Source organism: Pseudomonadota bacterium, from assembly GCA_030775045.1.
GTDB lineage: Bacteria > Pseudomonadota > Alphaproteobacteria > JALYJY01 > JALYJY01 > JALYJY01.
Genome location: JALYJY010000046.1, coordinates 1 through 13,018 on the forward strand (window position 1 = coordinate 1; position 13,018 = coordinate 13,018).

The following is a 13,018-nucleotide window of genomic DNA, read 5'->3' on the forward strand; positions in this document are numbered from 1 at the left end:
GTCCCGAACGTAGCGCTCTACCAGGCTGAGCTACACTCCGCAAGGTTCCGGAAACACGGGCAGGCCGGTTTTATAGCCCCAGCCCGGCCCCGCTTCAAGCCCAATCATGGCTTGCACTGGCGACCCTGTATCGGGCATAAATTCCGGGCCATTTCCCTGTTCATTGCGGTATGCCCCATGAAATTCACCCTGTCTGCCCTGAAGACCCATCTGGACACCCAGGCGTCGCTGGATGAGATCATTAAAAAACTGACCGCCGTGGGACTGGAGGTGGAGAGTGTGGCCGACCGGGCGCGGGCTCTGGCCGCCTTTACTGTGGGTCATATCAAAACCGCGGAAAGGCACCCCAACGCCGACAGGCTTCAGGTCTGCATGGTGGAAACAGCCTCCGGCACCCTGCAGGTCGTCTGCGGCGCGCCCAATGCCCGGGCTGGCCTGCGCGTGGCCTTTGCTCCGCCGGGTGCCGTCATTCCCGCCACGGGGACTGAACTGAAAAAGGGCGTGATCCGGGGCGTTGAGTCCAACGGCATGCTGTGCTCGGCCCGGGAGCTGGGCCTGCCGGATGAAGCAGACAAGGGAATCATGGAACTGCCCGCCGATGCACCTGTGGGTGTCTCTGTCGCTGCGATTCTGGGACTGGACGATCCGGTCATTGAAATCAACCTGACTCCCAACCGGGCTGACTGCGCCAGCGTACGCGGCATCGCCCGTGATCTGGCCGCCGCGGGTCTCGGCACGCTGAAGCCGCTGAAGTTCCCTGCCCTGCGCAATGCGTTCAAAAACCCTGTGCCGGTGGTTCTGGATCTTCCCGCAAAAGCCTGCCCCATGTTCGCCCTGCGCCTGATTAAACATGTGAAAAACGGACCCAGCCCCCGCTGGCTGCAGGACCAGCTGACAGCGGTCGGACTTCGGCCTATCTCGGCCCTGGTGGACATCACCAACTGGCTAACCCTGGATCTGGGCCGTCCCCTGCACGTGTTCGACGCGGACAAGGTCAAAGGCGGCCTGAAGGTGCGCCTGGCCGGGGCGGGAGAAACGCTGGCAGCCCTGAACGGCAAGACATACACCCTCGACAACACCATGACAGTGATTGCGGATGACTCCGGTGTCCTGTCGCTGGGCGGCATTATGGGCGGCGAGAGCACCGGCTGCACAGCGGATACCGCCAACGTGCTGGTGGAGTGCGCCCTGTTCGACCCCGTGCGCACGTCCCTCACCGGCGGAAAGCTGGAGGTCAACAGCGATGCCCGCTACCGGTTCGAGCGTGGCGTGGACCCGGCCAGCGTCCTGCCCGGCATGGAGGCGGCTACCCAGCTGATCCTGGATCTGTGCGGCGGTGAGGCCAGCGAGGTAACCGTGGCGGGAAGAGAGCCGGAGTGGAAACGCACATACTCCCTGCGGCCCGGACGCTGTGCTTCCCTGGGCGGTCTGGATGTGCCTGCAGACCGGCAGAAACAGATCCTGGAAACGCTGGGCTTCAGTGTTACGGCCGGCAACCCCATGCAGGTGACGCCGCCGTCCTGGCGCGCGGATATCCAGGGCGAAGCCGACCTGGTCGAGGAAGTCCTGCGCATCCAGGGGTACGATTCCATCCCCGCCGTCCTGCCGCCCCGGTCGGTCTCCATCACCCAGCCGGCGATCAATACAGTCTGGAAACGGGCCCTGTCCGTGCGTCGCACCCTGGCGGCCCGTGGCATGGCCGAAAGCGTCACCTGGTCCTTCATGGAGGGGAAGACCGCGGCTCTCTTCGCTCCTGGCGGAGCCGTTGACAACAGCCTGAGGCTGGCCAATCCCATCAGTGCGGATCTGGACACCCTGCGCCCCTCGATCCTGCCCAATCTGCTGACCGCCGCCGGGCGCAACGCCGCGCGGGGCTATCCCGATACCGCCCTGTTCGAGACCGGACCCGCGTTCCGCAGCGGCAAGCCTGAAGACCAGACGCTGGTGGCCACGGGCCTGCGCACAGGCATGAACCAGCCCCGCCACTGGGCCGGAAAGCAGCGGCCAGTGGATGCACTGGACGCAAAGGCCGACGCCCTAGCCGCGCTGGAAGCGGCTGGCCTGCCGCCTTCAGTCGAACTTCAGATTACCCGCGATACGCCGGCCTGGTACCATCCGGGACGTTCGGGCACCCTGCGTCTGGGACCCAACATTCTGGCCTGGTTCGGGGAAATCCATCCCGCAGTCCTGACAGAGATGAAGATCGACAGCCCCACCGCCGGCTTCGAGGTCTTTCCGGAGGCCATCCCTGTGCCAAAGAAAAAGGAAGGCACAGCAAAACCCCTCGCCGACTTGCCCACACTCCAGCCCGTCGTACGCGACTTTGCCTTCATCCTGGACCGGGACATGGACGCGGATAAACTGGTGCGGGCCGTAAAGGGCACTGACAAAGCCCTGATCCGCCAGGTGGCCGTGTTCGACATATATGAGGGCAAGGGCGTACCGGATGGCCGCAAATCCCTGGCCCTGTCGGTCACGCTGCAGCCTGTGGACAAAACCCTGACGGACAGCGACATTGAGGCCCTGTCGGCAAAGATCGTTGCCAGCGCTGCAAAAGCCACGGGCGCGACGCTGCGGGAGTAATCATGGACCGCTTCAAATTCGTCGCCGCGGTGTATGTGCTGTTCGAGCGGGACGGAAAGGTTCTGCTGATGCGGCGGCACAATACCGGCTGGGCCAACGGGTGGTTTACGCTGCCGGCCGGGCATGTGGACCAGGGCGAGCATCTGGTCGAGGCCGCTGTCCGGGAAGCCCGGGAGGAAACGGGCGTGTCGGTCGCGGTGGAGGATATGACGCTGTTCCACGTCTCGCACAGCGTCTATGGCCCCAACGATCAGTGCCTCGACTTTTTTTTCAGGGCGCAAAAATGGACCGGTGATTTCTGCAACAACGAGCCGGACAAATGTGACCTGATGGACTGGTACCCGCGCAGCGCGCTGCCCGAAAAATTATTGAGAAACGTCCGCGCAGCTCTTGGCTCACCCGGCGGCCTGGGCCTGCAGGAATTTCCCCTTCTGGCGGAAGAAGGCATGGCAATTCTGAAAGCATGAACTCCCCGCTTTACCGCCCTGCTGTTGTGTCCGATGCCGCTGGCATTGCACAGATGCATGCCGAGGCGATACGCGGTACTTACGGAGGTGTGTACCATCCTCTGGTTATCCAGGACTGGGCCGGAGGACATACGACTGAAAAATGGGAAAAGCTGATCCAGGATCCGAGACACCTTTTCATGGTCGCGGAACTGGATGGGCAGATTGTGGGCTGCTGTGGCCTCAATATCAAAGATGAAGACATGGGTGTTTACGTCCATCCCCGCTGTCACCGCCTGGGTATCGGGCGAAAGCTGATGCAGGTACAGCTGGACAACGCCCGGGCCCGGGGAATCAAAACCCTCCACCTGTCAGCCGTGGAAAGAACCGTGCCGTTCTACGAAAGTCTGGGATTTCAGGCCCTCGAACCGTCGCAGCACATGTTCAGAAGCGGCCACAGTGTTCCGGTGGTCAATATGCGGATGGCGCTGTAAATATGCCCTTGAAACACATCCTGATTCTGGTTCTTGTCGCTGCGGCGTGGGGGTTGAACTATGTGGCCATCAAGGCGGGGCTGGAGAGCATTCCGCCGATGATGTTCTCGGCGTTGCGGTTTTTCGCCGTGCTGTTTCCTGCGATACTTTTAATCCGAAAGCCCGCCGTGCCGCTGTGGAAACTGGCGCTGTACGGCATGGTGATGTTCGTATGCCAGCAGGGTCTGCTGTTTTCGGCCATGCACGTGGGGCTGTCGGCGGGGCTCGCATCGCTTCTGTTCCAGGTCCAGGTTTTCTTTACCATAGGACTGGCCGCTGTATTTTTGAAAGACAGGCCCCGGCTGGTGCAGATCGCGGGCGCACTGGTCGCCGCCGGGGGCGTAGCGGTTGTGGGTTTTCACACCGGGGGTGAGGTGACTCTGGCTGGCCTCGGTCTGCTGATCCTCGCGGCCCTGTCCGGAAGCGCAGGCAATGTCCTGGCCCGAACCCTGGGCGCCGGTGTCGACATGTTCGGCGTCGTGGTGTGGGCCAGCCTGTTTGCCTTTCCGCCCCTGGCTTTGCTGTCCCTTGCTGTTGAGGGACGGACAGTGATCATGCAATCTTTTGCCGCCATGGATATGACAGCCTGGCTGTCTGTGGCCTATGTCGCCTACCTGACAACGTTTATGGGCTATGCCCTGTGGATCCGGATGCTGGCGCAGCACTCCGCCGCCGCAGTCATGCCCTTCGCCCTGCTGACCCCGGTCTTTGGCTTGCTGGGCGCCACGATTCTGCTGGGAGAAGCCTGGCCGGCCTGGAAACTCTGCGCTACCCTGCTGATTATCGGCGGCCTGTGCCTGAATCAGTTGAATAACGTCACCCTTCTGGGGCAAGCTGGAGGAACCGAAAGGAGATGAAATGTATATTCCTGTATGGGGCTTGATATTAGCCGCGCTATTTTTTTTATTCTTCCTTGTAAGGAGCTATAAAAAACAAGCCTGCTTAAGACATTGTTACATATATTTGTCGGATTGGATAATCGAACAGCTAGAATCGCTAGAAAAATCTCACCCTGAAGGATTCGATTATTGCAATAATTTCGCAGACTCAAAATCAGAGTGGCAGAAAATAATCAATCAACACTATATCTTCTGCAAAAGAACCGGATCGATGTTTCCTCGTACCAATGACAAGCTCAACCCTAATTATTGGTACGACTACAAATGACCCACCCCTTCATTCATCTGCGCGTACATTCGGCCTATTCGCTGGCGGAGGGGGCGATTCATCCCAAGGATCTGGCGAAGCTGTGCAAGGCGCAGGGGATGCCGGCGCTGGCGGTGACGGACACCAACAATCTGTTCGGTGCGCTGGAGTTCGCCATGGCGGCGGTGGAGGCCGGTGTGCAGCCCATCATTGGCGCCACGTTCTCCCTCAAGCGCGAGGGGGAAAAGGGTGCGGGCAGCAAAACCCACATGTTCGAGACGGATACCCTCGTCCTGCTGGCCCAGACCGCCGCCGGGTATCGCAACCTGATGGCCCTGTCCAGCGCGGCGTTTCTGGATCTGGCCCAGCACGAGCCGCCGCACATCACCTGGAAGCATCTGGAAAAATTCAGCGAGGGCCTGATTGCCCTCACCGGCGGCCCGTCAGGCCCGCTGGGCCACGCCTTGCAGAACGGTCACAAACCGGCTGCGGAAACATTGCTCAAACGACTGAAAGATCTTTTCCCGAACCGCCTGTATGTGGAGATCCAGCGCCATAACACACCCGAAGAAAACCGCACGGAAAACGACCTGATCGACCTGGCGTACGCGCACGACGTACCGCTGGTCGCCACCAACGACGTGTACTTTGCGGACGAGAGCATGTACGAGGCTCACGATGCGCTGCTGTGCATCGCCGCGGGCCGGTATGTCAATGAGACCGACCGCCGCCGCGTGACGCCCGAGCATCGCTTCAAGTCCGACGCCGAGATGCGCGAACTGTTTGCCGACCTGCCCGAGGCCATTGACAATACAGCCGTCATTGCGCGCCGCTGTTCATTCCTGCTGAAATCCTCCGACCCCATCCTGCCCGCCTTTCCCACGGCAGAGGGCCGCACCGAGGCCGACGAGCTGCGCGCCCAAGCCCGCGACGGTCTGGAACAGCGGCTGGAGACCCTGGTGTTTCCTGCCAACGCCTCCCCCGAACAGAAAGACTCCATCGCCAAACCCTACCGCGAGCGGCTGGAGTTCGAGCTGGACGTCATTATCCAGATGAAATTCCCCGGCTACTTCCTGATCGTGTCCGACTTTATCAAATGGGCCAAGGCGCAGAATATTCCCGTGGGCCCGGGCCGTGGATCGGGCGCGGGGTCGGTGGCCGCCTGGGCGCTGCAGATCACCGACATGAACCCGTTGCAGTTCGGCCTGCTGTTCGAGCGATTCCTGAACCCAGAACGCGTGTCCATGCCGGACTTTGATATCGACTTCTGCCAGGAGCGCCGCGACGAGGTGATCCGCTATGTGCAGCAGCGGTACGGCAGCGACCGCGTGGCCCACATCATCACATTCGGTAAACTGCAGGCCCGCGCCGTGGTGCGCGACGTGGGCCGCGTGCTCCAGATGTCCTATGGCCATGTGGACAAGATCTGCAAGCTGATCCCGCAGAACCCGGCCAATCCGATCTCCCTGCCCCAGGCGCTGGAGATGGAGCCCCAGCTGCAGGAGATGCGCCGCACGGACGAGGCGGTCGAGCGCCTGATCACCATCGCGCTGAAGCTCGAGGGCCTGTACCGCCACGCCTCGACCCACGCGGCCGGCGTGGTCATCGGCGACCGGCCTCTGCAGGACCTGGTGGCCCTGTACCACGACCCACGCTCCGCGCTGCCCGCCACCCAGTTCAACATGAAGTTTGTGGAAAAAGCGGGCCTGGTGAAGTTCGACTTTCTGGGCCTGAAAACCCTCACCGTGCTGCAGAAAGCAGTCGAGCTGATCGCCCGTCGCGGGCCGGAACCACAGTGGCAGATTGATCTTTTAAAGATCCCTCTCGATGATCCGAAAACCTACGCCATGCTGGGCCGCGGCGATGCGACCGGCGTGTTCCAGCTGGAAAGTTCCGGCATGCGCGACGTGCTGAAACGCATGCACGCCAATTGCCTTGAGGACCTGATTGCGCTGGTGGCCCTGTACCGCCCCGGCCCCATGGACAACATTCCGAAATACATCAACGCCAAGACCGGTGTGGAAAAGCCCGATTATCTGCACCCCCTGCTGGAACCAATCCTGAAAGAGACTTACGGAGTCATGGTCTATCAGGAACAGGTGATGCAGATCGCCCAGGTGCTGGCGGGCTATACGCTGGGCGGCGCGGATTTGCTCCGCCGCGCCATGGGCAAAAAGATCAAGGAGGAGATGGAGGCCCAGCGGAAAATTTTCGTGGATGGCGCCGTGGCCCGGGGCGTGGACGCCGACCAGGCGGGCCTGATTTTCGACCAGGTAAACAAGTTCGCCGGGTACGGCTTCAACAAGTCCCACGCGGCCACGTACGCCCTGATCGCGTACCAGACCGCGTACCTGAAGGCCAATTTCCCCGTGGAATTCCTGGCCGCGTCCATGACGTTCGATATGGGCAATACGGACAAGCTGAACATGTTCCGGCAGGAACTCCAGCGCCTTGGCATCAAGTTATTACCGCCGGATATCAATGCGTCTTGGCCGGATTTCCATGTGGAGAAGATTTCTTCCTCTTCCTGTCATCCTGAGCGCAGCGAAGGATCTTTAACCCGGCAGACAAGAGATCCTTCGGTCGGCTCCCTCCCTCAGGATGACAATACAGGAGTGCTGGCCATCCGCTACGCCCTCGCCGCCGTCAAGGGCGTGGGTCTGCAGGCCATGAAGGACGTTCTGGCCGAGCGCGAAAAAAATGGCCCGTTCACCGACCTGTTTGATTTTGCGCGCCGGCTGGACCTGAAAGTGATGAACAAGCGCCAGCTGGAAAGCCTGGCCTGCGCGGGCGCGTTTGACTCCCTGAACAGCAACCGTGCACAGGTGTTCACGGCGGTGGAAACCATGACCCGCTATGCCCACACGACCACCGAGGAACGCGCCAGCGGCCAGGCCAGCATGTTCAGCGGCGGCGCGGTGGCTTCTGACGTTCCACCCCTGCCAGCGGCCGCGCCGTGGGACCCTCTGGAGCGTCTGCGCCACGAGTTTGAGGCGATTGGTTTTTATCTCAGCGCCCATCCGCTGGATGGCTATGCGCGGCCACTGCAGCGCCTGGGCGTAGTGTCTATCGCCGAACTCCCCCGCCGTCTGGACAGCAGCAAGAGCACCCGGTTCAAAATGGCCGGCGTGGTGATCGCCAAACAGGAACGCATGGCCAAAAGCGGCAACCGCTTTGCCTTTGTGCAGCTGTCGGACAGCAGCGGTGTATTCGAGGTGATGATGTTCTCTGAAATCCTGGCCACGGCGCGGGAAAATCTCGAGGCCGGCAGGGCCGTTATTGTAACGGTAGACGCCCAGAAAAACGGCGAGGACCTGCGCCTCACCTGCTCGGTCGTGGAACTGCTGGACCAAGTGGTGGCGAGATCAGCCGAGGGTATCCAGCTTGTCCTGAAAGATGCCTCAGGCCTGATCGCACTGAAAGACGCGCTGGCCAAACTCCCCAAAGGCCGCAGCAGGATCAGCGTCCTGGTCGAAACCGCCCCCCTGACCGAGGTGGACATCTCCCTCCCCGGCGCGTTCACCCTCTCCCCCGACACCCGCCACACCCTGCGTTCACTAGCCGGTGTGCAGGACGTGGTGGAGATGTAAGTCCGGAAGCCGGAAACAGGATTTACTTTCGTATTCTGGTGTTATTGTGATCCCAGGCAAATAACTCTAGAGAAATTTCATATGACTATAGAAATTCCGTTCAGGCCGGAGGCAAAAAAGAATCCTCTCGTAATTGAAGGAGCGGAGACAGTCAAAGCCACTCTGGAGATTGCCAATTCCAGTAAAAACCGGAAAAAAGATCTGCGTTTTATTGATTTATCGTACCAGGACCTGATCGAAATAGATCTGCATGAAGGTTCTTTATCTTATGCAAATTTTTACAAGGCAAAGCTGGATCGGGCAAATCTGCACAATGCATATCTGAATAATGCAGATTTCAACAACGCCCACTTGCATGGAACATTTCTGACTAGTGCAGAGTTGGCCAATGCAGATTTTACTGATGCAAACCTGCACGAAACAAAACTGAAATGGGCAGACCTGACAAAAGCCAATCTAACCAATGCCAATCTGACCAATGCAGATCTGACCAATGCCATTTTGATAGGCACCAATTTGTTCAAGGCAGATTTTGCAGGAGCAAAACTGGACCAGGTTCTGGTAGATAAGGACAATGCCTATGCCCTGATCAGAAGAATGGCCGAGGGGAAATGTCCTGTCCTCAAATCCATCCGGGTAGGAGATGATCCTGACAACTACGAGACTTGGGATGCGGCCCGACTGGATATGGAAATCAAAAGAGAACGTCAGAAGTCCGGTTTGATCCCGGGCGCTCTTGCACAGGCTGTTACTGGCGGACAGGGCCCTTCAACAACAGTACGGGCACCGGATTTGCCTGTTACATCGTTTCCAGACACACCAGAATTCCACATTTAACGTCCGGAATCCAGACAGGATCAGCGTGCTGGTCGAAACCGCCCCCCTGACCGAGGTCGACATTTCATTGCCCCGCACATTCACCCTCTCCCCCGACACCCGCCACACCTTGCGCTCGCTGGCAGGGGTGTAAGAGCTGGTGGAAATGTGAAAGGCGAATTACTTTCGGGGGTCCGTGATATTTTATGAGTATCCGCTTTGATCACAAGAAGGCTGCTGTCATGTCTGCAACTCTTGTTTTTACCGCCAGATCACGAAGATCCCCCATCACTGTATCTTCAGCACGCGATGTGTATGGGGCCCTCAGGTTCTTTCTCGACGACACAGCCGAGTTTGCAGATTTTACAGGAGTGGATCTGTCCGGGAAAAACCTGACAGGAGCTGAGCTGGAAGGGGCGTATATGCAAGCAGTAAAGCTCGCCGGAGTGACGCTGCGCACGGCGAACCTGACCAAGGCAAACCTGCTCTGTGCAAATCTCGCCAGAGCAGATCTGACCGGTGCAAACCTGAGCGGGGCAAGCCTGCTCCATGCAAATCTCGCCAGAGCAGATCTGACCGGCGCAAACCTGACCAGGACAAATCTGACCGACACAAATCTGGCCCGGGTGAACCTGAGAGACGCTCTTGTTGATCCCGACAATTATCTTGTCCTTCTGGTCAAAATGGCCAAAGGCGAATGCCCCGTCCCGAAAACCCTCCGGGTGGGAAAGTCCGCATCGGACTGCATTACCATCCGCTCCCGGGAGCTTCGATTGCTGACTGCAATAACAGGACTGGCGCTGAATGCTGATGTTCTGAAACAGGTTCTGTCAGGCGCAGGGCAGAAGCCTCAACGTCTGCAACAAAATCAGCCGGCAACAGCTGGATTCTGCCAGCAAGCAAGAGCTGTCCCGTAAAGAGAAAACCCGGAGATTATTCGGAACAAGCCTGAACAGCAGCTTGTCCTGAATGCAGGATCATGACGTTTTCTGGAACGCCCCGTTCCGGCGGCCAGATTCCCGGGGCCGTGACAGCAGGCATCTGAAACCCCGGTGTGGAAACAGTCCATTGGACAGGATAATATCCTGCCTGTTTTCCTCAGAAACGGATACCAGCATGTCCGACCCTGCTACCCGTCTTTATGTACCTGATCTCCTGGGGCCTAGAAAAACCATCCTCCTGGATCCGGACCGGGCGCATTTCCTGCGTCACGTTCTGCGACTGGAGGACGGGGACACCGTAGCCCTGTTCAATGGCCGGGATGGCGAGTGGGCCGGAACTGTTCATTTCCAGGGAAAGAACAGCGTCACAGTAACCCTGCAAAACCAGATACGGGTCCAGAATACCCTTCCTGAAATCCGCCTGTTGTTTGCTCCGGTCAAAAAGGACCGGATGGATTTCATCATCGAGAAGGCCACAGAACTGGGCGTCACGCACCTGCAGCCGGTCCTTACGGAGCGCACCCAGGTGGGGCGCGTGAATACAGACCGGCTGCGATCCCAAGCCATCGAGGCCGCCGAGCAGTGCGAGCGCCTGTCCGTCCCGGTCGTGCAGGAACCGGAAGATCTGGCCGCTCTCCTGTCCCGGTGGCCGGCCGGCCAGACCCTGTTTCTGTGCGCCGAGGCTGGAGAATCAGTGCCCCTGGCCAAAGCCTTTGGTGAAGCTCCGCAAGGGCCAGCAACGTTCCTGGTGGGCCCCGAAGGAGGCTTCTCACCGCAGGAGCTGGCCCTTCTGCGGAATCAGCCCTTTGTAATGCCGGTCCATCTTGGACCCAGGATTCTGCGCGCCGAGACAGCTGTGGCCGCTATCCTGTCCTGCTGGCAGGCGATCCGGGGCGACTGGCAATCCGCTCCCCGGCAGAATATCCGAAATATTTGACTCCCGGACCAGACTGGTTATAGTGCGGCCCATTCCCGGGAAAGTGGACGTGCGTGTATAATGTCCCGCCAGACCTGATGGTCATGGACTACCGGGACAACAGCAGTGAGAGAAAAATCAATGAGTGGCAAACGCCAGCAGTGCAAGTACAAGATCAACCGCCGCCTCCAGGTCAACCTGTGGGGCCGCGCCAAAAGCCCCCTGAACCGCCGCGAATACGGCCCCGGCCAGCATGGCCAGCGCCGCAGGAAGCCGACAGACTACGGCATCCAGCTGATGGCCAAGCAGAAGCTGAAGGGCTATTACGCCAACATCGGCGAACGCCAGTTCCGCCGCTATTATGCCGAGGCCATGCGCCGCAAGGGCGACAGCGGTGAAAACCTGATCCAGCTGCTGGAGCGCCGCCTGGACGCCGTGGTCTATCGCATGAAATTTGTTCCCACACCCTTTGCCGCCCGCCAGTTCGTCAGTCACGGCCACGTGCTGGTGAACGGAAAGCGCGTCAACATCCCGTCCTTCCAGCTGAAGGACGGTGACATGATCGAGGTGCGCCAGAAGGTCCGCCAGATCCCGCTGGTCATGGAAGCCATGGCCTCGGCCGAGCGTGACATCCCCGAATACCTGCAGGTCGATACCGGTACCTTCAAGGGCACGTTCGTGCGGGCCCCCGGCCTGTCCGACGTTCCCTATCCGGTCCAGATGGAACCCAACCTGGTTATCGAATTCTATTCCAGGTAATCATTTCTCTGTGGATTGCAGAAGCCCTTGCCCCTGCGGCAGGGGCTTTTGTTTTGGGATTATTTTTGGACCCTTCGCCTCCCGGAACGGTTATACAGCCATACAGGGAGTAAAATATGGATCTGAAATTCTGCAAGACTCCCCGGGAAACCTGGGACACCATGCTGGCGGACTGCCGCACGGCCCGCGTATCCATTGAGATGGAACAATATATCGTAGCCGATGATCCGGTCGGCCGCACCTTTCTGGAACTGTTCCTGCAGAAACTGAAAGAGGGAGTGGCTGTACGCCTGCTGCTGGACCGGATCGGCAGCCGGGAGGTTTTCGGCTCGGATCTTGTGCAGAATATTGTCAGGGCCGGTGGACTGGTGGAATTCTACAATCCACCGGGGCTTATGCACCTGTTCCGGCCGGCCCTGTGGTTCCCCCGCAACCACACCAAGACCCTGCTGGTGGATTCAGAAATTGCGTGGATCGGCGGTGTATGCCTTGACCAGGACATGGCAGACTGGCGCGACACCCAGGTCCGGTTCACCGGCCCCGCGATCGACCAGGTGGTAGCGCATTTTTCCCGCAGGCGGGCCGGCTGGCGCACCCGTTTCCGGCGCCTGGTCAATCCGCAGTTCCGCCCTGCCGGATTACCTGTTGAGTATATCATGCACCGCCCGCAGCTGGGCCTCAATCCCATTTACAGGGAACTGATGAAAGCCATCCACGGGGCGAAACAGTCTGTCAGTCTGGTGACACCGTATTTTCTGGCCCCCTTTGGCTTGCGCCGCGCCCTGGCACAGGCAGCCCGCCGCGGCGTGAGGGTGAGCATCATGATGCCCGCCGCCAGCGATGTGCCCCTTGCGGACTGTGTGTCCCATTCCTGGTTTCCCTGGATGTACAGGAAAGGGATCCGCATTTTCCTGTACCAGGGAACCGTCCTGCATGCAAAATACGCTGTTGTTGATGACACGTGGGCCACAGTGGGCAGCACCAATCTGGACTACCTGTCCCTGCGGCGCAACCGGGAGGCCAACATCGTAATCCACGACCCTGCCATTGTCGCCACACTGCAGGGGCACTACGAGGAAGATCTGGCGCACTGTGCAGAAGCAGGCCGGGACTACTGGCGCTCCCTGCCGCTTCTGTACCGGATCCTGGGCTATGCGGGCCGCAGCCTCAGGAAATTGCTTTAGGGTCCAAACCCGGCTGGAAGGTCCATGCTGCGCGTGTCGGCGCGCCTTGCCCGGCCAGGAAAAGACCGCCGCCTGTGGCAGTCCCCACAGGCAAGGGCTTTGAC

Annotated in this window: 10 protein-coding genes and 1 pseudogene; all 11 read left to right on the forward strand. The window is 59.6% G+C overall.

From position 1 onward, the window contains the following. Positions 1-177: 177 nt before the first annotated feature. The 11 genes and pseudogenes from pheT (at position 178) to M3O22_05495 (ending at position 12,914) form a co-directional block, all read left to right on the forward strand. Complete coding sequence (pheT, locus tag M3O22_05445) at positions 178-2,583, forward strand: phenylalanine--tRNA ligase subunit beta (GenBank protein MDP9196199.1); 2,406 nt, start codon at positions 178-180, stop codon at positions 2,581-2,583. 2 nt (positions 2,584-2,585) lie between these two features. Continuing rightward, positions 2,586-3,050: an NUDIX domain-containing protein gene (locus tag M3O22_05450; GenBank protein ID MDP9196200.1), complete on the forward strand. Its 465-nt coding sequence runs from the start codon at positions 2,586-2,588 to the stop codon at positions 3,048-3,050. Further along, positions 3,047-3,523, forward strand: coding sequence for a GNAT family N-acetyltransferase (locus M3O22_05455; protein MDP9196201.1), 477 nt, complete (start codon positions 3,047-3,049; stop codon positions 3,521-3,523). The genes M3O22_05450 and M3O22_05455 overlap by 4 nt, the downstream gene beginning before the upstream one ends. Before the next feature lie 2 nt (positions 3,524-3,525). Further along, positions 3,526-4,419, forward strand: a complete 894-nt coding sequence (locus M3O22_05460) for an EamA family transporter (protein ID MDP9196202.1) — start codon at positions 3,526-3,528, stop codon at positions 4,417-4,419. Positions 4,420-4,725: 306 nt separating this feature from the next. Beyond that, positions 4,726-8,298, forward strand: a complete 3,573-nt coding sequence (dnaE, locus tag M3O22_05465; GenBank protein ID MDP9196203.1) for a DNA polymerase III subunit alpha — start codon at positions 4,726-4,728, stop codon at positions 8,296-8,298. Between the two features lie 81 nt (positions 8,299-8,379). Then, positions 8,380-9,135, forward strand: a complete 756-nt coding sequence (locus M3O22_05470) for a pentapeptide repeat-containing protein (protein MDP9196204.1) — start codon at positions 8,380-8,382, stop codon at positions 9,133-9,135. A gap of 221 nt (positions 9,136-9,356) precedes the next feature. Continuing rightward, positions 9,357-9,524, forward strand: a pseudogene (locus M3O22_05475) (hypothetical protein). 12 nt (positions 9,525-9,536) lie between these two features. After that, positions 9,537-10,031: a pentapeptide repeat-containing protein gene (locus M3O22_05480; protein MDP9196205.1), complete on the forward strand. Its 495-nt coding sequence runs from the start codon at positions 9,537-9,539 to the stop codon at positions 10,029-10,031. 199 nt (positions 10,032-10,230) lie between these two features. Then, positions 10,231-10,992, forward strand: coding sequence for a 16S rRNA (uracil(1498)-N(3))-methyltransferase (locus tag M3O22_05485; GenBank protein MDP9196206.1), 762 nt, complete (start codon positions 10,231-10,233; stop codon positions 10,990-10,992). Positions 10,993-11,112: 120 nt separating this feature from the next. Further along, positions 11,113-11,730: a 30S ribosomal protein S4 gene (gene rpsD / locus M3O22_05490; protein MDP9196207.1), complete on the forward strand. Its 618-nt coding sequence runs from the start codon at positions 11,113-11,115 to the stop codon at positions 11,728-11,730. A gap of 116 nt (positions 11,731-11,846) precedes the next feature. Next, entirely contained in the window at positions 11,847-12,914 is a 1,068-nt protein-coding gene (locus M3O22_05495) for a phosphatidylserine/phosphatidylglycerophosphate/cardiolipin synthase family protein (GenBank protein ID MDP9196208.1), read from the forward strand. Positions 12,915-13,018: the final 104 nt, after the last annotated feature.